21 protein-coding genes and 1 pseudogene are annotated in these 26,709 nt (G+C 69.9%); 7 read left to right on the forward strand and 15 right to left on the reverse strand.

The annotated features are described in order from the left end of the window. Positions 1–93: 93 nt before the first annotated feature. Complete coding sequence (locus KGD87_RS21160; protein ID WP_284662147.1) at positions 94–1,530, forward strand: M48 family metalloprotease; 1,437 nt, start codon at positions 94–96, stop codon at positions 1,528–1,530. A 41-nt stretch (positions 1,531–1,571) separates the two neighbouring features. On the opposite strand, the gene KGD87_RS21165 is transcribed toward KGD87_RS21160, so the two are convergent. Then, positions 1,572–2,399, reverse strand: a complete 828-nt coding sequence (locus tag KGD87_RS21165; RefSeq protein WP_284662149.1) for a hypothetical protein — start codon at positions 2,397–2,399, stop codon at positions 1,572–1,574. Between the two features lie 131 nt (positions 2,400–2,530). On the opposite strand from KGD87_RS21165, the gene KGD87_RS21170 reads away from it, so the two are divergent. Beyond that, the gene (locus KGD87_RS21170) at positions 2,531–2,998 is read left to right on the forward strand and encodes a DUF3293 domain-containing protein (protein WP_284662150.1); all 468 of its coding nucleotides are present in this window, start codon (positions 2,531–2,533) and stop codon (positions 2,996–2,998) included. Here the strand turns inward: KGD87_RS21170 and KGD87_RS21175 are convergent. From KGD87_RS21175 to KGD87_RS21190, 4 genes are all read right to left on the reverse strand, one after another. After that, positions 2,974–3,393 (reverse strand): hypothetical protein, encoded by a 420-nt coding sequence (locus KGD87_RS21175; protein WP_176417961.1) that lies wholly within the window; start codon positions 3,391–3,393, stop codon positions 2,974–2,976. The genes KGD87_RS21170 and KGD87_RS21175 overlap by 25 nt on opposite strands. A gap of 145 nt (positions 3,394–3,538) precedes the next feature. After that, entirely contained in the window at positions 3,539–4,150 is a 612-nt protein-coding gene (clpP, locus tag KGD87_RS21180; protein ID WP_140795382.1) for an ATP-dependent Clp endopeptidase proteolytic subunit ClpP, read from the reverse strand. Between the two features lie 105 nt (positions 4,151–4,255). Then, complete coding sequence (gene fumC, locus KGD87_RS21185) at positions 4,256–5,656, reverse strand: class II fumarate hydratase (RefSeq protein ID WP_284662152.1); 1,401 nt, start codon at positions 5,654–5,656, stop codon at positions 4,256–4,258. 98 nt (positions 5,657–5,754) lie between these two features. Then, the gene (locus KGD87_RS21190; RefSeq protein WP_284662153.1) at positions 5,755–6,108 is read right to left on the reverse strand and encodes a PspC domain-containing protein; all 354 of its coding nucleotides are present in this window, start codon (positions 6,106–6,108) and stop codon (positions 5,755–5,757) included. 249 nt (positions 6,109–6,357) lie between these two features. Here KGD87_RS21190 and aceB point away from each other — a divergent pair, with 249 nt between their 5' ends. From aceB to KGD87_RS21205, 3 genes are all read left to right on the forward strand, one after another. Next, positions 6,358–7,983 carry a malate synthase A gene (gene aceB / locus KGD87_RS21195; protein WP_284662154.1) on the forward strand — a complete coding sequence of 542 codons (1,626 nt, stop codon included), beginning with the start codon at positions 6,358–6,360 and terminating at the stop codon, positions 7,981–7,983. Positions 7,984–8,040: 57 nt separating this feature from the next. Continuing rightward, positions 8,041–9,327 carry an isocitrate lyase gene (aceA, locus tag KGD87_RS21200; protein WP_284662155.1) on the forward strand — a complete coding sequence of 429 codons (1,287 nt, stop codon included), beginning with the start codon at positions 8,041–8,043 and terminating at the stop codon, positions 9,325–9,327. A 178-nt stretch (positions 9,328–9,505) separates the two neighbouring features. Further along, on the forward strand, positions 9,506–9,913 hold the full coding sequence (locus KGD87_RS21205) for a hypothetical protein (RefSeq protein WP_284662157.1): 408 nt from the start codon (positions 9,506–9,508) through the stop codon (positions 9,911–9,913). A gap of 3 nt (positions 9,914–9,916) precedes the next feature. Here the strand turns inward: KGD87_RS21205 and KGD87_RS21210 are convergent, their stop codons facing one another. From KGD87_RS21210 to KGD87_RS21235, 6 genes are all read right to left on the reverse strand, one after another. After that, positions 9,917–10,159: a hypothetical protein gene (locus tag KGD87_RS21210; protein WP_176408784.1), complete on the reverse strand. Its 243-nt coding sequence runs from the start codon at positions 10,157–10,159 to the stop codon at positions 9,917–9,919. 67 nt (positions 10,160–10,226) lie between these two features. After that, positions 10,227–10,565: a hypothetical protein gene (locus tag KGD87_RS21215; protein WP_284662160.1), complete on the reverse strand. Its 339-nt coding sequence runs from the start codon at positions 10,563–10,565 to the stop codon at positions 10,227–10,229. 111 nt (positions 10,566–10,676) lie between these two features. Next, on the reverse strand, positions 10,677–11,960 hold the full coding sequence (locus KGD87_RS21220; RefSeq protein WP_284662161.1) for a TIGR04013 family B12-binding domain/radical SAM domain-containing protein: 1,284 nt from the start codon (positions 11,958–11,960) through the stop codon (positions 10,677–10,679). A gap of 79 nt (positions 11,961–12,039) precedes the next feature. Continuing rightward, on the reverse strand, positions 12,040–13,623 hold the full coding sequence (locus KGD87_RS21225) for a serine hydrolase domain-containing protein (RefSeq protein ID WP_284662162.1): 1,584 nt from the start codon (positions 13,621–13,623) through the stop codon (positions 12,040–12,042). A gap of 303 nt (positions 13,624–13,926) precedes the next feature. Beyond that, positions 13,927–14,505, reverse strand: a complete 579-nt coding sequence (locus KGD87_RS21230; protein WP_284662163.1) for a hypothetical protein — start codon at positions 14,503–14,505, stop codon at positions 13,927–13,929. 800 nt (positions 14,506–15,305) lie between these two features. Beyond that, entirely contained in the window at positions 15,306–16,283 is a 978-nt protein-coding gene (locus KGD87_RS21235; RefSeq protein ID WP_284662164.1) for a heparin lyase I family protein, read from the reverse strand. A 366-nt stretch (positions 16,284–16,649) separates the two neighbouring features. Here KGD87_RS21235 and KGD87_RS21240 point away from each other — a divergent pair, with 366 nt between their 5' ends. Continuing rightward, on the forward strand, positions 16,650–17,675 hold the full coding sequence (locus KGD87_RS21240; RefSeq protein WP_284662166.1) for an arginine N-succinyltransferase: 1,026 nt from the start codon (positions 16,650–16,652) through the stop codon (positions 17,673–17,675). 9 nt (positions 17,676–17,684) lie between these two features. Here the strand turns inward: KGD87_RS21240 and KGD87_RS21245 are convergent, their stop codons facing one another. Further along, complete coding sequence (locus KGD87_RS21245; RefSeq protein ID WP_284662167.1) at positions 17,685–18,710, reverse strand: lasso peptide biosynthesis protein; 1,026 nt, start codon at positions 18,708–18,710, stop codon at positions 17,685–17,687. Positions 18,711–18,772: 62 nt separating this feature from the next. Here KGD87_RS21245 and KGD87_RS21250 point away from each other — a divergent pair, with 62 nt between their 5' ends. Next, positions 18,773–21,919, forward strand: coding sequence for an ABC transporter substrate-binding protein (locus tag KGD87_RS21250; RefSeq protein WP_284662168.1), 3,147 nt, complete (start codon positions 18,773–18,775; stop codon positions 21,917–21,919). 975 nt (positions 21,920–22,894) lie between these two features. Here the strand turns inward: KGD87_RS21250 and KGD87_RS36950 are convergent. The 3 genes and pseudogenes from KGD87_RS36950 to KGD87_RS21265 all read right to left on the reverse strand — a co-directional run. Then, positions 22,895–23,320 (reverse strand): annotated as a pseudogene (locus KGD87_RS36950) (helix-turn-helix domain-containing protein); the annotation flags it as partial. Positions 23,321–23,543: 223 nt separating this feature from the next. Continuing rightward, positions 23,544–25,697 carry a hypothetical protein gene (locus KGD87_RS21260; protein WP_284662170.1) on the reverse strand — a complete coding sequence of 718 codons (2,154 nt, stop codon included), beginning with the start codon at positions 25,695–25,697 and terminating at the stop codon, positions 23,544–23,546. Between the two features lie 104 nt (positions 25,698–25,801). Continuing rightward, on the reverse strand, positions 25,802–26,422 hold the full coding sequence (locus tag KGD87_RS21265) for a DedA family protein (protein ID WP_284662171.1): 621 nt from the start codon (positions 26,420–26,422) through the stop codon (positions 25,802–25,804). Positions 26,423–26,709: the final 287 nt, after the last annotated feature.

Genomic DNA, 26,709 nt, shown 5'->3' on the forward strand with positions numbered 1-26,709 from the left:
CGACTGTCCAGCAGTGACGGCTCGCCCACGCCCGCCGTGGTCGCATGGCCGCCGCTGACCTATCTGCGCATCCACCCCTACCAGGAAGGTCCCATGACTTCACGACTCCGGCTGCTGCCGCTGCTGGCCCTGCTCTCGCTGACCACCTGCGTGCGCAACCCCGCCACCGGCAAGCGCATGCTGTCGCTCGTCTCCCAGGATGACGAGATTGCCCTGGGCAAGCAGAGCGCGGAGGAGGTGCGCGGGTCCATTGGCCTCATCCAGGACCCCAAGGTGCAGGACTACGTCGCCCGGGTGGGCCTGCCCATGGCGAAGGCCTCCGAGCGGCCGGAGCTGCCCTGGACCATCCAGGCCGTGGATGACCCGGTGGTGAACGCCTTCGCCCTGCCTGGCGGGCCCGTGTTCGTGACGCGGGGCCTGCTCACCGCGCTCAACTCCGAGGCGGAGCTGGCCTCCGTGCTGGGACACGAAATCGCCCACATCACCGCGCGGCACTCCGTGGAGCAGCTGTCCCAGGCGCAGCTCGCCCAGGCCGGACTGCTGCTGGGCAGCGTGCTGAGCGAGGACGTGGCCCGCTTCGGGGGCCTGGCCGCGGCCGGTCTCCAGTTGCTGTTCCTCAAGTACGGCCGCGACGACGAGCGCCAGGCGGACGAGCTGGGCTTCAAGTACATGCTGGACGGCGGCTATGACGTGCGCCAGGCGGCCACCGTCTTCGCCACCCTGCAGCGCGTGGGCCAGGCCGCGGGCGGGCAGAGCCTCCCCGCGTGGCTGTCCACCCACCCCGACCCGGGCGACCGCGTGAAGACGGCGCAGGCGCGCGCCGCGAAAGCCAACGTGGACTTCAACCAGCTCAAGGATGGCCGGGAGGAATACCTCGCCATGCTCCAGGGCATGCCCTACGGCAACGACCCGCGGCAGGGCTTCTTCCGGGGCAACGTCTTCATGCACCCGGGGCTGCGCTTCCAGCTCACCTTCCCCCAGGGGTGGAAGACGGCGAACCAGCCGCAGCAGGTGGCGGGCATCAGTCCGCAGGAGGACGCCATCGTCGGGCTGGTGCCCACCGGCGACATCGCCCCGCAGGAGGCCATGCAGCGCTTCCTCGCGCAGGAGGGCATCCAGCCCGCGAGCGCCGCGCCCACGGGCTTCCCCCCGGGCGCCGCGTTCTTCCAGGCGCAGACGGAGCAGGGCGTCATCGCCGGCGTCACCGCCTTCGTGACCCAGGGTGGCACCACGCTCCAACTGCTGGGCTACACCGGCGCGCAGCAGCTCCCCGCCTACGAGGACGCCTTCCGCGCGACCTTCTCCAGCTTCAGCGAGCTGACGGATGCGTCGGCGCTGGCCGTCCAGCCCGCGAAAATCGAGCTGGCGAAGGTGACGTCACCCATGACACTGCAACAGTTCAACGAGCAGAACCCGTCCACCATCCCCCTGGAGGAGCTGGCCCTCATCAACGGCGTACAGCCCGGGGACACGCTGCCCGCGGGCCGCACGGTGAAGCGCGTGACGGGCGGGGTGCGGACCACGCCCTGAGCCCTTCTCCGGCATGGGACGGCCGGAGCAGGGCGTGCCGCTCAGTAATCGATGTCCTCGCCGCCACGCTCCGGCGCGCGGTAGCTGTCGTCGCGGCGGTCCGTCTCCTCCATGGCGCCCGGGGGGAGGATGTCGGGACCGCGCCGGACCGGGCGGCCCGCGCCGAACAGGAAGCCCAGCTTGAACTGCGCGAAGCCGCCGTTGAAGCCCGCGATGGCCTCCGAGTCGGTGCCGGTGCTGTTCACCTCGCCCACGATGGGGAAGGAGATGCCCACCTCGGGCATCAGCCGGAAGCCCTCTGTCACCCGCAACGCGTAGCCCACCGAGGCGCCGACGCTGAGGATGTTGACGGCGGCGCCGTCATCGCCCGCGGAACCGGCGACGCGCGTCCAGATGGCGCGAGGCCCCAGCACCAGCTCCGAGCCGCCCGTCGTCTTGAAGCCCACCAGCAGCGGGACGGCGACGTTCAGGTAGCTCGTCGAGGCCGACTCTCCGTCGTCGCCCGTCCCCGTGCCAATGGACGCGCCAGAGATGGACGGCGCCAGGGAGATGGCCTTGACCGGGTCATTGGGCTGGGTCAGCAGGAACTTGCTCTGCAGCTCCGCCAGGGAGGACCCAAGCCGGACGCCCAGGTCCACGCGCTCCGACACACCATAGCGAATCGCCAGGTCGAAGTGGGGCACGTACCCCGCCGCCGAAACACCTTCGTCATCCCCAAGGACGGCCGCGCCCATGACCCCCGGCTCGATGCCAACCTGGAAGCGGCCCGCCCCCAGCGTGTCCGCCGTCTGGACGTGGCTCACCGACGCGCAGCCCGTCCCCAGAATACCCATCAATGCAGATACAACAGCAACAGAGCGACGAAACATGTTCCCCTCCAAAGCCTCTCATTCCGTTCCGGAACGTGGCGGGGCATGGACGACGAACGGAATCGGACATTCACACTGAATCGTCCGAAACCCGATTTTTCCCGGGGCGGGCGCGGCGCATCATGAGCGGAATGAGCCCCCATGAACGCGAGCGACTGACGAAGGCCTACGCGGCGACGCGCTATGTCATCCGGCCCCACGCCTGCACCGGTGGCGTGGAGCAAATCCTGCGGGCGGGCGCCCTGCATCCCGCGCTGGACGCAACCCTTGCGGCGCGCGGCCACCGGGAGTGGGCCTTCCTGACGGCGTGGAACCCCGGCTCCCAGCAACGTGGCGCCGAGGAGAACCGCCGCGCGCAGGAGCGGCTGGAGGCGCAGCTCGTCGCGGGGGGCTGGGTGGTGGCGCCCGCGCTGGGCCAGGCGGATGACGGGAGCTGGTGCGAGCAGAGCCTCTTCATCCCGGGCCTGCCACGCGAGGAGGCCGCGCGCTTCGGCCGCGCCTATGGACAGGTGGCGGTGCTCGTGGGGCGCGCCGGCGCGCAGGCGTCGCTGCTGTTCTGCGAGGACACCCACGCTCAGGGAATGGGGCCCCGGGGCTGACCGGCCGCCGGGACGGGGCCGCTGCCCCCCAGGGCGGCGTCACCCGGGTTCTCCGGGATGACGTCCAGCTCGCGCGCGTTCGTCACCTGGCGCGTCAGCTCGTCGAACTCGACCTCCAGGAAGCGGCCGGGCTGGTCCGCGAGGCCGAAGCGGATGCGCCAGTAGTTGGGGCGTATCTCCACGGCCTCACTGGCCTCGGCGAGGACGACCGCGTTGTTGCGGGCGTATTCCTCACCGGCCTGGACCACGTCCCGGGCGCCCAGCTCCGTCTGCACGGCGGCCGAGCTGGGTGGCACGGGGGGACGGCCGGTGGGCCCCGTCGCGCAGGCCATGGAGGCCAGGATGGCGCCGGGCAAGAGGAACCGGGGGACGATGCGAAATCGGATCGGCGTCATATGCCCATGTTGAGCACGCCGCGTGCCACCTGCAGGCAAGGAAGCCGGAAACGTCCAGTGCTGGACTTGCGTCCGGCGCGGCGCCTGAGCGGCACCCCGCCGGGAGCGCACCCCGCCCCGGCAAACGTCCGGGGCGGAGAGGACCCTACTTCGCCGGAGCGGGCGTCGGAGCGATGGCGCGCTGCTTCTCCACCACCTCGTCGATGAGGCCGTACTGCCGCGCGTCCTCGGCGCTCATGAAGTAGTCGCGCTCGGTGTCCTTCTCAATGCGCTCGACGGTGTGCCCCGTGTGCTTCACGATGAGGCCGTTGATGTAGCTGCGCAGGCGGAGGATTTCCTTGGCCTGGATGTCGATGTCCGTGGCCTGGCCCTGCGCGCCGCCCAGCGGCTGGTGAATCATGATGCGGCTGTTGGGCAGGGCATAGCGCTTGCCCTTCGCCCCGGCCAGCAGCAGCAGCGCGCCCATGGAGGCCGCCTGCCCCACGCAGATGGTGGACACCGGACACTTCACGTACTGCATGGTGTCGTAGATGGCCAGGCCCGCCGTCACGGAGCCGCCCGGCGAGTTGATGTAGAGGTTGATGCCCTTGTCCGGGTCCTCCGACTCCAGGAAGAGGAGCTGGGCGACGATGATGTTGGCCACGTCGTCATTGACAGGCGTGCCCAGCATGATGATGCGGTCCTTGAGGAGCCGGCTGTACAGGTCGTACGCCCGCTCGCCGCGGTGCGTGGTCTCGATGACGAAGGGGACGTTCATGACGCCCCTACCCTAATCGCCCTTCCGCCGCCGCGCCCGTCCCTTCTTCCCGGAGCGTGCGCTGTCCCACGCTTCGGCGCCGGAGCCCCCTGCCCCCCTGGGGACCTACCCCTCGTGGCCCGTCATGTCCTCCGGGCGGACCCACGCATCGAACTGCTCGGGCGTGACGAGCCCCAGCGCCACGGCCGTCTCCTTGAGCGTCGTGCCGTCCCTGTGGGCCGTCTTCGCGATTTTCGCCGCGTTGTCGTAGCCGATGTGGGGGTTGAGCGCCGTGACGAGCATCAGGCTGCGCTCCAGGTTCTCCTGGATGCGGGGCCGGTTGGGCTCGATGCCCACCGCGCAGTGCAGGCGGAAGCTGCGCATGCCGTCCGCCAGCAACCGGCAGCTCTGGAGCAGGTTGTGGGCGATGAGCGGCTTGAAGACGTTGAGCTGGAAGTTGCCGGACGCGCCGCCCACGGTGACGGCGACGTCGTTGCCCATCACCTGGGCGCAAAGCATGGTGAGCGCCTCGCTCTGGGTGGGGTTCACCTTGCCCGGCATGATGGAGCTGCCCGGCTCGTTCTCCGGGATGACGATTTCCGCCAGCCCGGAGCGCGGCCCGGACGACAGCCAGCGCACGTCGTTGGCCACCTTGAACAGCACCGCCGCCAGCCCCTTGAGCGCCCCGTGCGCCTGCACCAGCGCGTCGTTGGCGGCCAGCGCCTCGAACTTGTTCGGCGCGGTGACGAAAGGGTGGCCGGTGAGCTGCGCCAGCTCCTTCGCCACGCGCTCGGCGTAGCCCTTGGGCGCGTTGAGGCCGGTGCCCACCGCCGTGCCGCCCAGGGCCAGCTCCAAGAGGTGCGGCAGGGTGCGCTCCAGGTGGCCCTTCGCGTGGTCCAACTGCGCCACGAAGCCACCCAGCTCCTGCCCCAGCGTCAGGGGGGTGGCGTCCTGCAGGTGGGTGCGGCCCACCTTCACCACGTCATGGAAGGCGCGGGCCTTCTGCGCGAGCACGTCGCGCAGCGCCTTCAGCTCCGGCAGCACCTGCTCGGTGAGGGCGGCCACGGCGGCCACGCTCATCGCGGTGGGGAAGACGTCGTTGGAGCTCTGCCCCTTGTTGACGTCGTCGTTGGGGTGGACCTTGCGGCCCTCGCCGCGCTCGCCGCCCAAGAGCTCCGAGCCGCGGTTGGCCAGCACCTCGTTCGTGTTCATGTTCGTCTGCGTCCCGCTGCCCGTCTGCCAGACGCTCAGGGGGAACTCCGCGTCGTGCTGGCCGGCCAGCACCTCGTCCGCGGCGCGGATGATGGCCTCGCCCTTCTCCTTCGCCAGCGAGCCGTTCTCCACATTCACCTTCGCGGCGGCCTTCTTCACCAGCACCAGGGCACGGATGAGGGCCAGCGGCATGCGCTCGGTGGAGATGGCGAAGTTCTGGAGGCTGCGCTGCGTCTGGGCGCCCCACAGCCGGTCAGCGGGGACGTCGATGGGGCCGAAGGTGTCTTTCTCGGTGCGGACGTTCTTCATGCTCACGCGCGGGGCTCCTTGGAAAGAAAGGTGGCCCCTTCGAATAACAGGCCGGAGCCTTCAGGCAGGGCTCCGGCGTGTTTTTCATCGTTGGACGCTGAGCACTACACCCGGCGCTCGACGCGCGGCGTGCGCTCCGAGTTGCCCAGGCCGGCCAGCCAGTTGTACGTGCGCCGCAGGGGCGCGATGCCCGTCGCCGACGGCGGCGTGAAGGCCCACAGCAGCAGGTACACCATCAGCGCGGTGCCCCCGGACACCGCCAGCGCCACCACGAAGCCCACGCGCACCAGCGCCGCGTCCACGCCCAGCTCCCGCCCCAGCGCCGCGCACACCCCCGTCAACAGCCGCCCGTCCACGCCCCGGTGCATCGGCTCCGTGCGCGCGCCGCAGCGCGGGCACCTCCGGACCTCCAGGCTCACTTCCTCCGTGCAGGTGGCGCAGCGTCTCTTGGCGTCCATCACGTCTCCCTTCCGGGGCCGCTCCCACTTGGCGTCCGTGGCCCCCATTCCTACCTACGCGCCTGGGTGCACCCCATTGCATACGCCCTTGGGGGCACTCTGTTGATTTACAGATTTAACAAGTAGGCTGTTGACACAGTTACAGGCAAGCAGGCAAAGATTCACGCCGCACTTCCTTTTCGCACTCTCAGGACTCATTTTCCGAGCCGTCACAGCAGATTTACAACGCGCCTAGCCAAAGGAGCCCAGATGTCGGACCAAGCCCCCGCTGTGAAACCCCCGGCGTTCGGCCCGGGCGTGGTGGTGAAGGGGCCCTGGCACCCCGACTACGCCGAGGTCCTCACGCCCGAGGCCCTGGACTTCGTGGCGAAGCTGGTCCGCACCTTCGGTGAGCGCCGGCTGGCCCTGCTGGAGCGCCGCAAGGCCGTGCAGGCGGCCTGGAGCAAGGGAGCGCGGCCCCACTTCCTGCCGGAGACGAAGGCCATCCGGGAGGGGGACTGGACGGTGGCGCCCCTGCCCGCCGACCTCCAGGACCGCCGCGTGGAAATCACCGGCCCGGTGGACCGGAAGATGGTCATCAACGCGCTGAACTCCGGGGCGAACGTCTTCATGGCGGACTTCGAGGACGCCAACAGCCCCACCTGGGACAACGTGGTGCGCGGGCAAGTCAACCTGCGCGACGCCGTGCGCGGCACCATCTCCTTCACCGCGGAGAACGGGAAGCACTACGCCCTCAACCCGAAGCGCGCCGTGCTCTTCGTGCGTCCCCGCGGCTGGCACCTTCCGGAGCGGCACCTCGAAATCGACGGCAAGCCCATCTCCGGCTCGCTGCTCGACTTCGGGCTCTTCTTCTTCCACAACGCCCGGGAGCAGCTGGCGCGCGGCACCGGCCCCTACTTCTACCTGCCGAAGCTGCAGAGCCACCTGGAGGCCCGGCTGTGGAACGACGTGTTCCACCTGGCCCAGTCGGAGCTGGGCATCCCGCCCGGCACCATCAAGGCCACCGTCCTCATCGAGACGCTGCCCGCCGCGTTCGAGATGGACGAAATCCTCTACGAGCTGCGCGAGCACTCGGCCGGCCTCAACTGCGGGCGCTGGGACTACATCTTCAGCTTCATCAAGACGCTCCAGTCGGACACCCACGTCGTGCTGCCGGACCGCGGCCAGGTGACGATGGACAAGGCGTTCCTCAACGCCTACTCCCAACTGCTCATCCAGACCTGCCACCGCCGCAACGTGCACGCCATGGGCGGCATGGCGGCCTTCATCCCCATCAAGGGGGACGCGGCGGCCAACGACGCCGTCATGGACAAGGTCCGCGCGGACAAGCTGCGCGAGGTCAAGAATGGCCACGACGGGACGTGGGTGGCCCACCCCGGCCTCGTGGAAATCGCGCGCGACATCTTCGACTCGCACATGAAGGGCCCCCACCAGCTCTCCAACAAGCGCGAGGACGTGAAGATTGGCGAGGCGGAGCTGCTCAAGGCGCCGTCCGGCACGCGCACCGAGGAGGGCCTGCGCCACAACATCCGCGTGGGCATCCAGTACACCGCCGCGTGGCTGGGCGGCCTGGGCTGCGTGCCGCTCTACAACCTGATGGAGGACGCGGCCACCGCCGAAATCTCACGCGCCCAGGTGTGGCAGTGGATTCACCACGGCGCCTCGCTGGAGGACGGCAGGAAGGTGACGCCCGCCCTCTTCCGCGACGCGCTGGGCGAGGAGATGGCCCGCCTGGACAAGGAAGGCGCGAAGGAGCGCTACGGCGCGGCCCACCTGGAGCGCGCGCGCGTGCTCTTCGAGCGGCTCTCCACCGCCGGCACCTTCGAGGACTTCCTCACCCTGCCGGCCTACGACGCCTTGGAAGCCCAACGCTGAACCCTTCTCACCTTCGCGGCAGCAACCCACCCCTTTTACCGTAGCGAGGAGCCCACGATGTACGACGCCACGCCGACGACCGCCGATGCTTCCCCTCACGCCAAGCTCCACGCGCAGCGCTTCGAGGGCATCAAGCGCAACTACACCCAGCAGGACGTGGAGAAGCTCCGCGGCTCCATCACCATCAGCTACACGCTGGCGGAGATGGGCGCCAAGAAGCTCTGGGAGCTGCTCCACACTGACGACTACATCAACGCGCTCGGCTCGCTCACCGGCAACCAGGCGGTGCAGATGGTCCGCGCGGGCCTGAAGGCCATCTACCTGTCCGGCTGGCAGGTGGCGGCGGACGCGAACTCCGCGGGGCAGATGTACCCGGACCAGAGCCTCTACCCGGTGGACAGCGTCCCCACCGTGGTCCGCAAAATCAACAACGCCCTGCGCCGCGCGGACCAGATTGACCACGCGGAGGGCCGCAAGGACCGCTACTGGTTCGCGCCCATCATCGCCGACGCCGAGGCCGGCTTCGGTGGCCCGCTCAACGCCTTCGAGCTGATGAAGGGCATGATTGAGGCCGGCGCCGCCGGCGTACACTTCGAGGACCAGCTGGCCAGCGAGAAGAAGTGCGGCCACATGGGCGGCAAGGTGCTGGTGCCCACCAGCCACTTCATCCGCACCCTCTCCGCGGCCCGGCTCGCCGCGGACGTCATGGGCGTGCCCACCCTGCTGGTGGCCCGCACGGACGCGGACAGCGCCAAGCTGCTGATGAGCGACTCGGACGAGTACGACCACGCCTTCATCGACAAGAAAGCCGGCCGCACCGCGGAGGGCTTCTACCGCCTCAACGGCGGCCTGGACTGCGCCATCGCCCGCGGCCTGGCGTACGCGCCCTACGCGGACCTGGTGTGGTGCGAGACGAGCACCCCGGACCTGGCCCAGGCGAAGAAGTTCGCCGAGAGCATCCGCGCGAAGTACCCGAACAAGCTGCTGGCCTACAACTGCTCGCCGTCCTTCAACTGGAAGAAGAACCTGGACGACGCCACCATCGCCAAGTTCCAGCGCGAGCTGGGCGCCATGGGCTACAAGTTCCAGTTCGTCACCCTGGCCGGCTTCCACGCGCTCAACTTCGGGATGTACGAGCTGGCGCGGAAGTACAAGGACCGCGGCATGGCGGCCTACAGCGAGCTGCAGCAGGCCGAGTTCGCGGCGGAGAAGGACGGCTACACCGCCACCCGTCACCAGCGCGAGGTGGGCACCGGCTACTTCGACCAGGTGGCCGAGGTCATCTCCGGCGGCAACGCCAGCACGCTCGCCCTGACGGAGTCCACCGAGGCCCACCAGTTCTAGGCGACGGCGCCTCCTGAAGTCCCAGGAAGGCCGCGGCTGACGGGGTGCACGCCCGTAAGTCCGCGGCCTTCGGGCGTTTTCGGCCTTTCGCGCAACTTCGCCGGCGGCCGGGCGATAATGGGGATTCGAGAGGTCCGACACGTGCGTGGTGCGCGTCCCGGACCGAGACGGAGCCGCCATGAACCGCATCAACTCCCTCAACGGTCCCCGGGTTCAGCCCCCCACCACGCAGGCGAGCAGCCGCGCCGCGAGCACCGGCTTTGGCGCGCTGGTGAACCCGATGGCCCCGGCCAACCGGCCTGGGGATCCGCTGATGGTGTCGGGGGGCGCAGTGGTCGCCTCGGCGCTCGCCTCGGTGGGCGGCTCGCCGAACAACGGGATGCTGAACTCCTACCTCTCCGCCGTGGGCCGCGGGCCCATCTCCGAGGACGGCTCGCGCGCCCCGGTGTCCCAGGCCCCCGCGGGCTCGGAGCAGGCGCAGCAGGAGCAGGTCCTCATGGAGCTGGCGGAGATGTCCGCCGCCACGCTGTCCAACTCCATCCTGCACATGGGCAACAAGATGAAGGTGGACCTCGACCGGGAGTAGGGCTCAGCCCTTCTTCTTGTCGCTCTCCGCGTTGTAGGCGGCGCGCTGGCCGCGTTGCAGCTCCGGCCCCTTGCGCCACGGCAGGTCGACGTCGGTGCGCTGGCCGCCGTCCTGCTCGGTGATGTCGTTGAGGAACTCGGCGCGTCCCTCCGCGGGGACCTGCTCGCCGTCCGCCTCGGGGTCCTTCTGCTTCTGGGGGTCGAGCGGGATGCCCGCGCTCCGCTTGAGGTAGTCCTTGGGGTCCATGTCTCCAAGATGGAGACGCCCACCGTCCACGCGCAGGGAGCGGACAGCCGGGCGGGCGCGTGCTGGCTCAGTTGAGGTACTTGGGCCGGGGCGGCTCGGGGGACTGCTGCTTCATCCGCTCCAGTCCTTGGCGGGTGAGGACGAAGCGGACCACGCCGGAGCCCCGCTCCGTCTCGATTTCCGCCTCGAAGGCCGGCCCTGCGATGCCTCCGAAGGACACGTCCTTGCGCAGGTTCACCACCCGGCCGCTCACCATGTCCCCGGCCACCTCCTTGGCGCCCTCTCCGCGCTGGTGCAGCTCGAAGGCCGCCTGGTGCAGCGTCATCGCCAGCGAGGGAGACAGCGGCTGGTTGCTGAAGAGGACGGAGATGAGGAGCCAGTAGGGAGGTGCCGGGTCGGTGGACATCGCGGCCTCATCCTAAGCGCCTGGCGGAGCGGAGGCCCGTGGAAGTGACGGCCCGGGCAGCTCGAAGCGGGCCAGCGCCTTCACGCCTGTCTTGCCCGTGCCGCCCTGCCGCTACCCCGCACGCGGGCGACGGCGTGAGGCAATGCCCTCGGCCAGGGCGACCTGCTGCTTCCAGTGCCCATACAGGCGCCCCTGCGAGGCCAGTCGGTCCAGCTTGCGCTGAGTCGCCTCATCCACCGACCCGGGCGGCGCGTCCCGGAAGGGTGTCCCCGGCAGCGGCATGAAGGTATGCCCATGCACGCGCGCCCCCAGCCCGGCCAACTGCTCCATCAGCGCCACCGTGGCGTCCACGTCCGCCGGCTCCTCGCCGGGCAGCCCGAGGATGAAGTCCACGTTGGGCACGAAGCCACACGCCACCGCGATGCGGGTGGCGCGCACCACCGTCTCCACGTCGTGCCCGCGGCGCGTACGCTGGAGGATGCGCTCGGAGCCGGACTGCCCGCCGATGATGAGGTTGTCGTTGTGGACGTAGCGCTTGAGCAGCGCCAGCGCCTCGGGCGTGACGTGCTCGGGGCGGACCTCCGACGGGAAGGTGCCGTAGTAGACGCGCCCATCGGGAGCCATGGCCTCCTTCACCGCGGCGAGCAAGGCCTCCACCGCGTCCAGGTTCACCGACTCGTCGGCGGTGCCGTAGGACATGGAGGTGGGCGTGATGAAGCGGAGGTCGCGCCGGCCCGAGCGCCGCAACTCCCCCGCCCAGTGCGCCACGTTGGCCACGGAGCGGTGGCGGAAGCGCGCCTTGCTCATGAACGGCGTCTGGCAGAAGCGGCACGCATAGATGCAGCCGCGCGTAATCTCGATGGCGCCGTACTGCCCGTTGCGCGCCGCGAAGGGCGGGAAGTCGTCGAGCAGCACGCCCTCCCCTCGGCCGTGCTGCACCAGCTTCCCGTCCTGCAGGGACGCGATGCCATGCGTGTCACGCGGCTCCTCGCCCCGCAGCACCCGGCCGAGCAACGCGCGCAGGGAGTACTCACCCTCGCCCACCGCCACCAGGTCGAAGCCCGCCTGAAGCGTCTGGAGCGTCTCCGCCGTGGCATGCACGCCGCCGGCGATGCACAGCACCTCCCGCCCCTCCAGCCGCTCACGCACCCACGCCAGCTCCGCCGCCGCGGGGGCGAAGCTGGCCGAGTAGAAGGACCACGCGGCCACCACCGTGTCTCCGGCGTCCACGCGCTCGCGAATCGTGTCCAGCAGCGTCTCGCGGCTGCGCGGAAAGTGGAGCGTCACGTCCGCCAGCGCCGGGTCCGACTCCACGGCTCCCGCCAGCACGGTGAAGGCGTACTTGCCCGGGTACTGGTAGCTCAGGACGAGCGAAACACGGCGAGAGGGCGGCATGCTGGAAGGGCCTTATGCCACAGGGCCGGCGGCGCGGGCACCCGAGCGCACCGTCGCGCCTCGCGGGCCTGAGCGCCTGTCAGGGAGAGGGCACCAGCGAGCGGGCCAGCGCGTTGAAGGCGGGGAACTCCATGACGTCCGGAGGCACCCGCCCGTCCGGCACGGCCATGCGCACCACCACCAGGTCCTGGTCCGGCACCACCAGCAGGAGCTGCCCGAAGGAGCCGCGCGCCGAGTAGCCCTGGGGTGCCCCCTCCACCTGCGTTCGCAGTGGAACGCGGGCGCTCTTCTCCATGAGCGCCATGACGCCCTTCATCCCGCCCAGCCGCTCGGAGAGCACCCGCATGAAGTCCCCGGAGGGAATCGGCTGGTCCACCACGTCGCGCAGGCGGGACAGCGGCGCCTCGGGCATGCCGTTGCGGCGCGCCTCGTCCACCATGTCCTGGCCCAGCACGCGGAACGCCTTGTCGTAGACGAGCCACCACAGCAGGCCCGCCGTGGGGTTGTGGGCCTGCGATGGCGCGGCGGTGCACTCCTGAATCCAGGACTCGCTCAGGATGCGCTGGCCCTGCCAGACGCCGCGCTGGAGCATCAACTGGCCCACCTTCGCGAAGTCCACGGGGTGCAGCCGCAGCCCCGACATGCCCAGCGGGTTGCCGGACGGGTCCTTCTGCCAGAAGACATCACGGATGCCGAGCGGCTCGAAGAGGCGCCGCATGAGATAGACGTCCAGCTTCTCCCCCGAGGCGCGCTCCACCACGCCCGCGAGCAGGTTGGTGGCCTTGTTGTTGTAGAAGAACTGGCTCCCCGGCACGTCCACCACGTGGGCGTCCAACGCGTAGCGGACGAAGTCTCGCGACTCGTAGATGTCCATCGCGTTGGCGTTCGCCGCCAGCCCCGAGGTGTGGCTGAGCAGGTGCCGCAAGGTGACCTTCCCCTTGAGGCCGTCCTTCCACTCCGGAAAGAAGGTGGAGACGGGCGCGTCGGCGGAGGCAATCTTCCCTTCGTCGATGAGCAGGCCAATGGCCAGCGCCACCACGCCCTTGGTCGCGGACATGGACTCGATGCGCTGCGTCTCGCCGCCGAAGTACCACTCGCCCACCAGCTTTCCATGACGGAGCACCACCAGGGCCGACGAGCCCGCGTCCTCGGCCGCCTTCACGAAGGACTCGAGCGCCGGCACCGACACCCCCGCCTCCGCGGGCGTCGTCTTCTCCAGCCCCGCCCCCACGTTGCGCTCGGCGCGCGCCTTCAGCGCGTTCTCCCGGGCCCGCGCCACCAGCGCATCGTAGCCGGGCATCCGCCGCAGCGGCGCCAGGGACTTGTCATGCAGCAGGTCGCCCGGTGAGCTCATCCCGCGTTCGACGGCGCGCTCCAGCCAGGTGAACGCCGCGGCATCGTCACCGGTGCCCAGCGAGGCATAGGCGGCGTACCAGGCCACGTCGTCCGTCTGGCGTCCGCCGTCCCACAGCCGCTGCATCTCCGAAAGCGCGGAGTCGAAGCGCCCCGCCTCCATGGCCATGCCCGCCCGTTGCAGGGCCTCACGGAACCGTGACTCGGGGTCCACGGGCGCCTGCGCGGCGGGTGCCGGAGGCGTGGCGGCCGGCTGCGCGTGGGCACAGGCCAGCAAGGTGCAGAGCGGAAGGAAGAGGAGGTATCGCATGGGCGTTCCAAGGGACGGGCGCTGTTCGGACAACGTCCCTGGAACACCGATATTGCACGGCACACGCGCCAGAGCGAGGGACGAAGCGGGCGCCCACCCGGTACATCCAGTCCATGGACTCGAGCTCGACGCGCGGCGCCCCCACGATGGGCGCCGCGCCGAGGAGAGGCGGGCCCGCAGCCCAGGGGAACAACGCCCCCCCCGGCTGGAGCAGCGGCTTCCGGTGCCACTTCGTGAGAGGGGCGCTACGTCAATGGCATCCAGCCCAGACGAACCGTGCGCACGGGGCCGCGCCCATCCACTTCACGAACCAATGACAATGAAGGGGTCGAAGTAGAAATACTCGACGGTCGCCCCGTCCCTTGTCAGTCCGAACACCAATCCGTACTGAAGCTCACCGCTCACGATGGTACTGGCATTGAACGTGACGTACGGGATGTAGCTGCGCGTCATGCTGGCCGTGAGGTCCTGGTCGATGAGCGGGTTGCTGGGCCAGTTGCTCCAGGAAGAAGGCGTCTGCCCCCACTGCGCGTCATTGACGCCGAACGCGATGAAGTCAGGCACCGGGCCTGGGTCCATGTCGAAGTTGGGGATGTCGATGGGCCGCTTCGCGGAATTCATCATGTCCGCGACCTTCAGCGGATTGTTCTGGAACGTATGCGCGATGATGCCGTTGGGCGCGAGCTTCACGGACGTGAGGTGGTTCTGCTCCTCCGTGTAGATGCGGATGTTCTCCCCCTTCGCGACGGGCACCTTGTACTCGGGGTCTTGGGGCTTGTCGTTCAGGACGAACGGAGGATGCCCGACCGCGACCGCGGTGTTGACGGAGGCCCCGCCCTTGGGAAGTGCACTGGAATCAATCAGGAAGACGATCTTCGCCATGTACGCACCATTTCTTTCGTGTGGTTGATGTCTATCGCTGCTGAACCCTTACATCGGATTCACGGCAAGGAGTTCATCCCGCCTGGCGCAAACAAGAGCAACTCACATGCCACCCATTGCCCCCCCCCTCGCCGCGTCTTAAATCCACATGGAGGCTGGAGTTCCGCCATGCGACTGACGCGTCAGCCGCTGTCGCCGCCACTCCGCGCCTGACGTGCAAGACATTTCTCCAGGCGCGCCCGAATCCGCCTCAACCACAGACGCGAATCCACCTCCATTCCAGCACCAGCATATGGAATCAGGGGGAGGATTGGACCCGCCCCATCCGGTCGTCACGTCCCGCGGCAAGGCACCGGTGCGCGACGACGCACGACGGGATGGCTGCGTAGGAGAAACCCCTGAGGCCCTGGTTCCGGCGGAACGGCCCTCACGAGGGACGTGGCCGGCGAGCCCGCGGTACCTTCCCGCCGAACGACAGGCACGGTCCTGACCTGTCAGGTGATTGGATTGGCTGCTCGCGCGAAGAGGGCTGACACGAGGCACTGCTGACACGTCAGGCGCGCCAGCAACGCGTCAGCCTTCCAGGTGAGGAAGCCTCGGCACCGGGACTCACTCGGACGTGCCACGTTGGGTCTCCCACTCGAACGAGAGCGGCGCATTGCTCCGGAGCCGCGCAGCCCTTCTCCGGCAAACCAACGCAACCGGTGGGTACGAGCGCTCAAGACACGTAGGTCGAGACTCGCACCGCACACTTCCCCACGAAGGCGCGCGAGCCCATGGCCCGCGCGCCCCCCGGGGGCTCAGTTGCCGCGACGGCGGTAACCCGCAAGTCCCATCAGCCCCAGCAGCGCGAAGGCCGCCGCGGAGCCACCGGTGCTGCTGCACCCCGCCTGGGCCGCGACGCCCTCATCCGGGGAGATGCCTCCGGGCGGGGGCACGTTCGGCCCGGGCACCGTGCCCGCGTCCACGGGCGGCGTGCCCGCGTCCGGCTGCGGCCCCGGCTCCTCGGCCCCACCCGCATCCACGGGGTCCGGGTCCACGCTGCCCGCGTCCTCGGGTGAACCCGCGTCCAGGGGAACGCCCGCGTCCACCGGCGTCCCCGCGTCCACGGGCGGCGGCTCCGGCTTCTGTTCGAGCACGTCCGACAGTGCCGTCGCCTGCATGAAACCGTCGTGGTAGACGACGCCCACCGGCCGCACCGTGTCGCTCCGGTAGAGGCCCAGCTTCAGGTAGTTGCGCTGCCCCGAGTACATCGTCATCGCGCCGCGCTTGGGCAGCACCAGCTCCTGGTTGTGCCACAGCTCGACGAAGCCCACCTTCGGGTCCGACGACCACTTCGCGTGCAGGATGAACTCGTGCCACACGCCGCGAGTGAGCTTCGTGCGCCAGGGAATCTCGCTGGTGCCGGGGAGCGACAGGCGAATTTCCTCCCCCTTCACGTAGAACTCCACCGGCGGCGAACCACAGCACCCGTCGTGGTGCCACTGGGTGAAGAGCTGCCAGGTGTCCACGCTGGGGAAGTCGTTGGCGAACATCACCTTCCAGCGGTAGTAGTACTCCGAGCCCACCGGCTCGTTGCTGATGTAGACCAGCTCGTTGCGATTCCCGCTGGCGTTGATGGGGTCGTCGCCCTGATGCACCGTCGCCTTCAGCGCGTATTGGCCCTCGGCCACGGGGGACGTCACCACCTGCAGCCGGTTCGCGTTCACCATCTGCGCACGGGAGTACTGCGAGCGGTCACCCGTCTCGAAGTCCCCCCGCCACACGACGCCTGCCATGGCGAGCCCGGGGACGCACCACATCACAAGCCATACGGGGACAAAGGCTCTCAAAATACATCCTCGCAAAGGTTTGGAATGCAACGACCGACACACCGTATCGCAAACCCTCCCCTGCTTCATTCCCCCGCGAATTCCTTCCCGCTGGTCCGGCAAGTGGGCAGGCGGGCATGCAAGGCCTTGAATGTTTCACGCCATGTTTCACGTCGAGCCCGGAGCGGCTTGCACACTCCGGGCATCCTGGCAAGCCGACAGCAACACGTCGCGTCATCAACACGCCGGCAACCTTCAAGCTGACGGGCGGCAGGTGTGGGGTATGGTCCCCTCTTTCCGGCGCTCCACCACGGGGGCGTCCCGAGTGTCCCCATGCTTGTCCTGCGTGACGTCCAGAAGACCGACTTGCCCGGGCTGAAGAGGCTCGCGGCCGTGCTGAACACGGTGAACCTGCCGAACAACGAGGAAACGCTCTCGGCCATCGTGGACACGTCGGTGAAGAGCTTCGCGGGCAAGGTGAAGAACCCCTTCGAGCGCGAGTACCTCTTCGTGCTGGAGGACGTGCGCAACAGCCTCATCATCGGCACGTCGATGATCATCGCGCAGCACGGCACCTACGAGGCTCCGCACATCTATTACGAGGTGAGCGAGCGCGAGCACTACTCCGCGTCCCTCTCCCGTCACCTTCGCCACAAGGTCCTCTCCATCGCCTACAACTACGAGGGCCCCACCGAGGTAGGCGGCCTCGTCGTAGACCCGCCCTACCGCGCCACGCCGGACAAGCCCGGCAAGCAGCTGTCCTACGGGCGCTTCCTCTTCATCGCCATGCACCGGCGGCTCTTCCGCCCCCGCGTGCTGGCGGAGCTGCTGCCGCCGCTGCTGCCGGACGGCCGCAGCCTCTTGTGGGAGGCCTGCGGCAAGAAGTTCACCGGCCTCACCTACCAGGAGGCGGACCGCCTCAGCCGGCAGAACAAGGAGTTCATCAAGGAGCTCTTCCCCGCCTCGGACATCTACGCGTCGCTCTTCCCCGCGCGCGTGCAGAAGGTGCTGGGCGAGGTGGGCCCGCAGACGCGCGGCGTGCAGCGCATGCTGGAGCGCATCGGCTTCAAGTACATGGAGCGCATCGACCCTTTCGACGGCGGCCCCCACTTCGAGGCCGACACGGCCGACATCTCCCTGATACGCAAGTACCGCACGCTCAAGGTGGCGGAGGAGGACTTCGACCTGGAGGGGGATGACGTCCTCGTCGCGGTGGAGAGTGAGACCGGCCGCAACCGCTTCCGCTCCGTGCGCTGCCACGCCCGCCTGGAGAACACCCAGGCCCTCCTGCCCGCGTGGGCCAAGGAGGTCCTGGACGTCCAGGCCGGCGCGAAGGTGTCCATCATCCCCTTCGAGTAGCCCGCTGCCTCACGGCCGGCGCACCACCCGGTGCGCCCCGCGCAGCAGCGACAGCCAGCGCGCCCCCGCCTCCAGCGCCGGGCCCTGCGCCTCCGCCAGGGCGATGGGCAGGTGCGTATTCGGTGACACCTCGTCCAGGGACGTCGGGTCCAAATCCAGCGTCCCACCCGTCGCCAGCGCCACGCGCACCCAGGCGTGGGGGCGTGCCGGCCCGCCGTCCACCACCAGCAGCCCGTGCACCAGCGCCACCTTCACGCCCCGCGCGCGGGCCCCCGCGGCGAAGCGCAGCGCGTGCGCCAGGCACCCACCCGCCTCGCCCTCGCCGTCCTCGCGCCAGTCCGCGCCGCCGGGCGTCTTCTCCGGGAAGGCCGCGTGGACCTCGGCCGCCAGCGCCCGCGCCGCCGCCGCCTTCCACGGCGTCAGCCCCGCGAGCTGCGCTGGAACGTCGAGCGGCGGCTCCAGCGACAGCGCGCCCCGGGCCCCCTCCACGGGCAGCCCGTCCGCGAAGAGCTCGGGAGGCGCGCGCAGCCGCTCCCCGGGCGCGGCCACGGTGAAGCGCGAGTCCCCCACCTCCAGCGCCTCCATCCGGCCGTCCGCCCCATAGCGGGCCTGGAAGGCCGTCCCCACCAGCGTGCCCTCCACGCGCCCGTCCCCCACTCGGGTGACGCAGTGCGGGCCCTCGCGGCCCGTCAGCTCCTCCCGTCCCACGACGCAGCCCAGGGCGGGCACGCCCTTCCAGAGCCACAGCGCCTGCGGCACCGCCTGAGCGCCCCGCACCCGCCCCTGGGCATCCACCTCCAGGGTCTGCTCCCGGCGGCGCGCTCCCGCCTTCCCGGCGCGGGTGTGCAGGTGCTGGCTGACGTAGGTGAAGCGGCCCGGCTCCAGTTTCAGCGTCACCGTGCCCACCGGCACGCCGCGCCAGGCGAAGACGTAACGCGTGGACTCCGCCTGGGACGTTGGGGGCGCGTCGGCATTGACTGGACTCTCTGGCTTTACCGGGAGCGTCAGCAGCAGCAGGGCAAGCAGGGTGGCCACGGCCCCAGTGTGCGGCGTTTTGAGGACCGGCGCGAGAAGGCGGAGTAGCGTGCCACTCCTTCATGGGCGCCAAACGGTATCTGTTCACGTTCGGCCTGGCGGCAGGGCTGGTCTCCGCGCTCCTCCTGGGGGGGATGCTGCGAGCCGTCTCCGAGGGGCCGCTTTCGAATGCCACCTGGGCGGTGGTGTTGCTCGCCACGCCCGCGCTCTATTTCGCGGGGGGATACCTCGCGTGGTTTCGCTGGGCGGCGCAGCGGCGGAGGGTCCGCCGGCAGGTGATGGCGCGGCTGGCGGAGGGAGACCTCACCACGACGGTGGGCCCGCGCTACGAGGGCCACGAGGACGTGCGCCGCCTCATCCTGTCCCTGCGGCGCGCCCTGGCGCAGGTGCAGCGGGTGACGGCCAACCTGCACCGCACCAGCACGGACGTGAGCGGACAGGCCCGGAGCCTGCTGGAGGCCGCGCGGCGGCAGGGCGGCGCCGTGGAGCGCACGCTGGAGGCCGTCAGCGGCATGGGCGGCAGCCTCCAGGTGGCCGGCAAGCGGGTGCACCAGCTGGAGGTCTTCGCCGTCGACACCACCGGCGCGCTGTTGGAGATGACGGAGCGGCTGGAGCAGGTGGTGGACTCGCTGGCCCAGGTCAACACCTTCGCCCACAACACCACGTCGCTGATGCAGGCCATGGCCGAACGGATGGCCAACATCGCCGCGTCTGGTGACGAGCTGGGCCGCTTCGCCAGCGAGGCCGAGGACTTCGTCGCCGCGGTGGAAGGCGGCATTGATTCGGTGCGCCGCCGCGCCAACGAGACGAACCAGCTGGCCATCGCCGTGACGGCCACCGCCGAGCGCGGCGAGGTGCTGGTGGGCGACAGCGTCAAGGGCATGTACCGGGTGGAGGAGACGGTCCGGAAGGCCGCCGAGCTGATGGAGATGCTGGGCACGCGCTCGACGGAAATCGGGCGCATCGTCGACGTCATCCAGGAGATTGCGGACCAGACCAACCTGCTGGCCCTCAATGCCGCCATCATCGCCGCCCAGGCGGGTGTGCAGGGGCGGCCCTTTGGCGTGGTGGCCAACGAGATTCGCAACCTGGCCGAGCGCACCACGCGCTCCACCCGCGAAATCGGCGCCATGGTGGCGGGCGTGCGCGACGCCGTGCAGACGGCCGTGGCGCTGGTGCAGGAAGGCCGCGAGCGAGCCACCGCCGGTGTGGCCCTGGGCGACCGCGCCGCCGAGGCCCTGGTGGAGATTCGCACCATCACCCAGCGCACCTTCACCGCCGTCGAAGCCACGGTGGCGGAGACGCAGCGGTTGGAGGCCCAGGGCGCCACGGTGGTGGAGGCCAGCCGCCGCGTGGCCCTGCGGGTGGAGAACGTCACGCGCATGGCCATCGAGCAGTCGGGCCATGCGCGCGAGCTGCTGCGCCAGACGCAGGAGATGGCCCGCGTGGGCCAGGGCGCCTCGCAGAAGGCGGAGGCCCAGGCGCGCACCGGCCGGGACCTCTCCGAATCGGTGGTGCGGCTGAGCGCCGCCCTGGAAGAGCTGCGCTCCGCCAACGTGGTGCTCACCAAGGCCGACGCCTCCATCCGCGAGGAAGTCGCCCAGGTGCGCGAGGACGCACGCCGGGTCATTCTCATCGGCGACGGGCTGACGCGCACGGTGGACCAGCTGGGTCACGAAGCCGAGGGCCTGGAAGCGGAGGTGTACCACTTCAAGCTCCCCACGCCCCACTTCGGAGGGACGCTGCGCGTGGGCATGCACCAGGCCGCGTCGCTGCGGAACCGCCAGGCGGTGGACCCGCTCTTCAGCGTGGAGAACCAGGTCTCAGAGCTCACCGCGTGCGTGTTCTCCACGCTGGTGCGCAGGGAGGACGGCGGGCTGGAGCCCGACCTGGCCGAGCGCTGGGACGCAGACCCTTCCGCGCGCCGCTACCGCTTCTACCTGCGCCGCGGCGTCACCTTCCACGACGGCACGCTGCTGACGGCGACCGACGTGAAGCGCCACCTGGAGCGGCTGCTGGACCCGGCGCTCCGCTCGCCCGACCGGAGCCTCCTGGAGGACGTGGAGGGCGCGCCAGAGTACACCGCTGGCATGGCGCGCGACGTGTCCGGCCTGGAAGTGCTGGACGACCACACCCTGGAGATTCGCCTCCGCGAGCCCAAGGCGTTCTTCCTCCAGTTGATGGCGCTCACCGCCACCGCGGTGGCCCGCACGGACGCCAACGGTCGGCTGGTGGGCACCGGGCCGTTCCGGCTCCTCGCCCTGGAGCCCGAGCGCGTGGTGCTGGAGCGGAACCCCTCCTACTGGCGCCCGGGCGGCCCCATGGTGGACCGGCTGGAGTTCCTGCTCACCGGGTCGCGCAAGGAAGCGGTGACGCTGCTGCGCCAAGGGGCGGTGGACCTGGTGTCCTTCCTCGACACGGAGCATGTGGAGCTGCCCGGCCTGGAGGCGTTCCAGTTTGCCGCGAGCACCACGCCCTCCACGGCCTTCGTGGTGCTCAACCACCGGGAAGCGCCCTTTGACGACGTGCGCGTCCGGCGCGCGCTCCGCGCGGGCATGGACATCCAGGCCATGGTGAGCCAGTTCCACCCCGGCGCGCGCGTGGCGCGCTCGCTGACCCCACCCGAGCTGCTGGATGACGCGGACATGGGGCCAGCGCCCGTACCGAACGTGGCCCTCGCCGAGCAGTTGCTGCGAGAGGTGGGCCTGCGCAGGCTGCGGCTGACGCTCCACCGCCCCACCGGCAATGACCACTCCGCGGAGGACGCGGTGCTCTTCCGTCCGCTGCTCCAGGCCGGGATGCTGGAGCTGCGCTACGTGGAGATGTCGCGCGAGGAATACACAGCCCAGGTGACCGAGGGCCGCCTCCCCGCCTTCCGCAACCGCTGGCTGGCCGACTACCCGGACCCGGACACCTTCCTGCACTTCCTCCTCCACTCCAGCGCCCAGACGGTCTTCCCCATGGGCTACCGGAACCCGGAGCTGGACCGCCTCACGGCCGAGGCCCGCATCTCCATCGATCCGGAGCTGCGCCGTCAGCTCTACCTGCGCGCGGAGCAGCTGTTCCAGGAGGACTGCCCGCTCATCCCGCTGTACCACGACCGCGCCCACGCGGCCGCGACCCCCGCGGTCCAGAGCCTGCGGCTGCACCAGACGCCGCCTCAGGTGCGCTTCGACGACCTCTGGGTGGACCCGAACGCCTCCACCTGACCTGGAGCGCCGAAGTGTTCCCATCGGCCGCCGGAACCGGAGGGACGCTCCAGTTGAGCGAGGCGGCTCCGGACCTCGACACCTCCGTGACGAATGAGGTGCCCGCGGGCGGGACACCCGCGACGTTGTGCATGACCGCGACAGGTGACTCGACAGCCCCCGCTCCTCCGAGCCATGCGCTGTTCGCGAAGGGAGCCAGGGCGCTCGCCTGAAGCGACGCATGAATGCCGAGGCAATGACCGCTGCGCCCTGAGCTGGGGACGACGAGACATCGCCCCACGCCGCCTCATGACTCACACCACGCCCGCGCGGGCCCGGGTCCACGCGGGCGGATGGCGCCTGCTCCGCCACGGTGCCCGGGGCCTGCGCTTCTTCCGAATCCCCGGCACGACTGGCGGCTGTCAGGCCAGGTCGCCCATTCAGGCCTTCCGCAGATGCATCGCCGCGCAGGCTCCCCTCAGCCATGCCCAGGTTCTGAGCAGGGAGAACCTCCATCGTGTGCAGCGCCTCTCCAGTTGGAGGAGGCCCGCCTCCTCGCGGGCTGGACGGCGCCTCTGGGATGAGCGCCCGCCAGAGGGACTCTCCCGCCACCTGGACGTCTTCATCACTGACCGCTGCTCCTCGTCCCGCCCTTCGCACGAGCTCCGCCAACACGCCCCACACCATGCACTCGTGGAGCCAGGTGCGGCCCCCGACAAATACCCCCTCGCGCTCGCCATGTTCGAGGACCTCCAGCACCTGCGCGCGGGTCCGTCCCTCATGCTCGCCGGGAGTGCCTGCGTCTGGATGGTGATGAAGGAACGTGAAGTCGACGAGGTGGGGCTGCAACAGCGCCCAGGTCGCGAATTCGCGCCAGAAGGCGATGAAGACGTCGCGAAAACCCTGCTTCAGCGGGTCCCCGTCCGCCATCTGGTAGGCGACGAAACCGGTGTAGGACAGCTCGCGCTCGGTGAAGTTCCGGATGGCCCTCGAGATGCCCTGCTTGCTGCCGTAGTAACGGTAAAGCGAGCCCACCGAGAGCCTCGTGGCGCGCGCCAATTCCGCAGCCCGGACGTTGTCAAGGCCCCGCTGTGCCAGCAACCTCGCCGCGTCAGGCAGCCTGGAAGTGCGCAGCTCCTGCAACGTGTACATCACCCCTCCCCATCCATCCCTGCGGCCGCCGCTCTGGCGGTCACGCTCGTGCGACAATGCCCCATCTAACAGGTGGGTCTGACACACGGCCCGATGCGCGGACCACCTCAGGGCCCTGATGACGAAGCCGCTGCCCCCGTAGCCGCGACCTCCCGATGGAATGAACGTTCCTTCCACCAGCCCCCCCTGGCCTTGAGGCCGGCGTGGCTTCGGGCGCGACCGGAAGCCGGTTCCGATGTCGGAGGCGCTGACGGCGTTGCGGTGACGCATCACTGGAATGAGCGCTCCTTCGACGATGGCCCGGCGCGCGGACACGGCTTGCCGCTTGGAAGCGGGCCCCACAGCACCGGGGGAACGTCGAAGCGCGTTGCCATCGCCCCGCGATGAGATGGCCTTTCAGGCTCCGGAGCGGGTCAAGTCGGCCGCAGCGGCTTCGAGCCCCCTTCGTGGGCTTGATGTCAGGCCTCGTCGCGGGTGATGCTCGACATCAGCGTCACGGAGACTCGCTTCGCGTTCGCGCGGTTCCACCATGGCGCTGCGGCCAGCCGCGTTCTTCCGCCTTGAAGTCCTGTCCCAGTCCGTACGACTCCAGTCGCCACTCACCGTCGCGATTCAGGACGACATACAGGTGCTGCCCCAGGAACGCGGCACCCGCCACATGCGGACGGCCGGGCAGCGGGCAGCTGCCGGCCCGGGCACCACGTACGAAGAACTGAATCCAGGACTGGCGGCCTGCCGGCAACTCGGCGTCAGCGAGCACGCCCACCAGCCCCCCTTGAAGCAATGCGGCTTCGTACACCGTGCCCGGCGCGACCTCGTCCGGAAGCGCATCCACCTCCCATATTACGTGCCCGGACTCGGGGTTCACGGCGCGAAGCACGACACGCGCTTCCCGCGCCGTGCAGGGAATGCCATCCGTGCGCGCACACGCCCGTGTGAAGAGGTAGCCAGGCTGGCCCGTCGAGGGCAGCAGCGCGGGCTCCGCGATGGGCACTCGCGCGCCGGTTCCGCCGTCTCCGTCCGAAAGCATGACGGGCACACCGCCATCCACCGGGACCACTGCTCGCGCCCCCACCAGCAGCCGCCCACCCGCGATGGCGAGGGACGCACCTCCATCTGGAACACCGCCGTCCACCAGCGCGCTCAACTTCAGCACCGTGCCTCCGCTTTCATCAGACTCCATTGGCGACACCTTCGAGAGCGCGCTGTTGTCGAGGTCCACTCGCGCCAGCCGTCCATCCGTCGTGTAGAGCCAGGCCGTTCCCAGCGCGTCGAGCCCCAGCCGCGCCTCCCCTCGCCAGGCTTCGACCTGCGACACACCCAACAGCGTGCCCGCGTCCTCGCGACCCGAGAGCAAGATGAGCCTCGCGTATTCTGGTGCCGTACCGCCGTCCTCCACGCCGCCGGCATCTGGCGCGGCGCGCCACGCGACATACGCGAGCACGTCCTCCTCTTGCGTGACTGCGACGTGGCTCGCAGGGGTTCGGCCCGGCGAGGGGTGCTCGCCCGCCCCAAGCGACGCCCAGGATGCATGCCAGAGGCGCGCCCCGGTGCCGCGCGGCGCATAGGCCTCCAGCCCCTCCGGGGCATGAACCACCACACCCGCATCCGATGCGGCCAGCAGCGTCCGGGCCCCACCCTCGGGATATGGCGTCGCGTAACGCAACAGCCCCGAGCGCGTATACGCGACCAGTTGGCAGCCCGCGTCCCCGCCACACACGGAGGTGTAGAGGGAATCCTCCGAGACGAGCAACACCGTCCCGCCGTCCGCCTCCACTGGCACGCCTTCCAGTTCCAGGCTGAGCTCCGGCGCGAGTTCGACCGGGCCCGGCCGCTGGCACACGCCGCCCTGGCACGTCCCTTCTCCCTGGCAGGCGGTGGCGGGCGCGCAGACGAAGCCCTCGGGGGGCGTCACCTCCCGGCACGCGCCGCTGAAGCACAGGCGCGCCGTCTGACAGTCCGCCGGGCCGCAAGGGCTGAAGTCGTCGGCGTCCACCGCCGTGCAGCCCTCGTCGCGGTCACACAACCCCACCTTGCAGGGGTTCTCCGGCGCGGGACACGCCACCCGAGACGTCACACACCCCCGCGTGGGTGAGCACGCATCCACCGTGCACGGGTTGTTGTCGTCACACGTCCGCGGGTGGCCCACGCAGACGCTCGCCTGGCAGCGGCCGTCCACCTGACACCGGCTCTCCGGCGTGCACGCGGCGCCTTCCTCCAGCGACGTCTCCACGCACGTCCCGGACGCCACGTCGAAGCGGGAGTCGAAGCAGGGACGCTCCGGACACGGCATGGGACGAATGCCCAGGCCCGTGAGGCGGACGGACTCCGTCAGCCCCGCGCCTGACAGCAGCAGCGTTCCCTCCGACGGCCCATGCCCCGCGGTGAAGACAACCTCCACTTCGCTCGCGCCGCCCCCGGACACGCTCACCTCGGACGTCACCACGGCGAAGGGCGCATCCACGGAGGCCACCACCGTCAGGCCCGCACGGCCCGTGGCCAGCACCGTCACCGCGCGGCGAGCCTGCGTTCCCTCCAGCACACGGCCGAAGTCCACCTCCGCATCCCGGGGCCGGAACCCCTGACGCGAGCCTCCCGTCCCGGAGTCCCCTGACTGGCACCCCGTCAGGGCGAGGATGAGCGCCACCCACAACGGACTCCAGGAACGCGCCTGCGGATGCATGCCCGCGACTCAAGCGCGGGGCCGCGCGCCTCTGCAATGCAACACCAAGGCGCCGTCCTGAGACGAACTCAAGGCTCCGGCGCGGGGGCACGGCGCCGAGCCAACATCCGGATGCCCACGCCAATGGCGCCAATGACGACGAGCCCCACCACCGCGTACTGGTACCGGGTGACGAGCGCCGTCAGCCGCTCCAGGTTGCCACCCACCGCCGCGCCCAGCCCCAGCACCAGCCCGGTGTGTGCCATGGCGGACACCGCCCCCAGCGCCAGCGCGTTGAAGCGCGGCATGCGCGAGGCCCCCGCCGCGACGAAGATGAGCCCCCGGATGCCTGGCAGGAAACGATTCACCAGCAGCAGCCACGGCCCATTCACGCGCATGCGCGCTTGAACCTGTGCCAGCCGCGCATGGGTGATGCCGATGAAGCTGCGCTCGGGGTGGGCGTCGAAGCGCTTCGCCAGCCAGTGCCCCACCGCGTAGTTGATGGCCGCGCCCGCCACGCTGCCCACCGTCACCACCAGGAAGACAAGCACCCACGACTGCGCGCCACGCACCGCGTACACGCCCCCCAGCAGGGTGATGGTGTCCCCGGGAAAAGGCGGCACGACGTACTCCAACATCGCCGCCAGCCCCAGCACCAGCAGGCCCAGGGGCCCCAGGGCAGAGATGAGCTGGTCGATGAATTCCACCATCCGCGCGTGCGACCTCCGGCGAGCCGAGCACCGTCGGATTTAAGCCGGACGCCGCCGATACGAAAGCGGCATCCACGCCGCCCCGCCCGCGGTGAACAGCACCGGAGCGCGCCTGGCGTGAACCGCCGCCCCACCGCCTGTTGCCTGAAGGAGTGCCGACATCCGAGCGAGGGCTCAGCCCGGCCACGGCAGGGCGCGCCCAGCGTGACTACCCTTCGGGTGCGCCCTTCAATCACGTGGACCTTCCGGGCGGAACGCATCCCATGGCGGGCCCATCCCCTCACCGA

It is taken from the genome of Myxococcus sp. SDU36 (assembly GCF_030168875.1).
Lineage (GTDB): Bacteria > Myxococcota > Myxococcia > Myxococcales > Myxococcaceae > Myxococcus > Myxococcus vastator.

Excerpts from the sequence above, each read along its gene's own strand:
- aceB (WP_284662154.1), top strand. The coding sequence starts at position 6,358 with ATGTCGGACCAAGCCCCCGCTGTGAAACCCCCGGCGTTCGGCCCGGGC.
- KGD87_RS21175 (WP_176417961.1), bottom strand. The coding sequence starts at position 3,393 with ATGACGCCGATCCGATTTCGCATCGTCCCCCGGTTCCTCTTGCCCGGC.
- KGD87_RS21235 (WP_284662164.1), bottom strand. The coding sequence starts at position 16,283 with ATGGCAGGCGTCGTGTGGCGGGGGGACTTCGAGACGGGTGACCGCTCG.
- KGD87_RS21210 (WP_176408784.1), bottom strand. The coding sequence starts at position 10,159 with ATGGACCCCAAGGACTACCTCAAGCGGAGCGCGGGCATCCCGCTCGAC.
- KGD87_RS21240 (WP_284662166.1), top strand. The coding sequence starts at position 16,650 with ATGCTTGTCCTGCGTGACGTCCAGAAGACCGACTTGCCCGGGCTGAAG.
- KGD87_RS21265 (WP_284662171.1), bottom strand. The coding sequence starts at position 26,422 with ATGGTGGAATTCATCGACCAGCTCATCTCTGCCCTGGGGCCCCTGGGC.
- clpP (WP_140795382.1), bottom strand. The coding sequence starts at position 4,150 with ATGAACGTCCCCTTCGTCATCGAGACCACGCACCGCGGCGAGCGGGCG.
- KGD87_RS21160 (WP_284662147.1), top strand. The coding sequence starts at position 94 with ATGACTTCACGACTCCGGCTGCTGCCGCTGCTGGCCCTGCTCTCGCTG.
- KGD87_RS21250 (WP_284662168.1), top strand. The coding sequence starts at position 18,773 with ATGGGCGCCAAACGGTATCTGTTCACGTTCGGCCTGGCGGCAGGGCTG.
- KGD87_RS21205 (WP_284662157.1), top strand. The coding sequence starts at position 9,506 with ATGAACCGCATCAACTCCCTCAACGGTCCCCGGGTTCAGCCCCCCACC.
- aceA (WP_284662155.1), top strand. The coding sequence starts at position 8,041 with ATGTACGACGCCACGCCGACGACCGCCGATGCTTCCCCTCACGCCAAG.
- KGD87_RS21225 (WP_284662162.1), bottom strand. The coding sequence starts at position 13,623 with ATGCGATACCTCCTCTTCCTTCCGCTCTGCACCTTGCTGGCCTGTGCC.
- KGD87_RS21215 (WP_284662160.1), bottom strand. The coding sequence starts at position 10,565 with ATGTCCACCGACCCGGCACCTCCCTACTGGCTCCTCATCTCCGTCCTC.
- KGD87_RS21165 (WP_284662149.1), bottom strand. The coding sequence starts at position 2,399 with ATGTTTCGTCGCTCTGTTGCTGTTGTATCTGCATTGATGGGTATTCTG.
- KGD87_RS21170 (WP_284662150.1), top strand. The coding sequence starts at position 2,531 with ATGAGCCCCCATGAACGCGAGCGACTGACGAAGGCCTACGCGGCGACG.
- KGD87_RS21220 (WP_284662161.1), bottom strand. The coding sequence starts at position 11,960 with ATGCCGCCCTCTCGCCGTGTTTCGCTCGTCCTGAGCTACCAGTACCCG.
- KGD87_RS21230 (WP_284662163.1), bottom strand. The coding sequence starts at position 14,505 with ATGGCGAAGATCGTCTTCCTGATTGATTCCAGTGCACTTCCCAAGGGC.
- KGD87_RS21190 (WP_284662153.1), bottom strand. The coding sequence starts at position 6,108 with ATGGACGCCAAGAGACGCTGCGCCACCTGCACGGAGGAAGTGAGCCTG.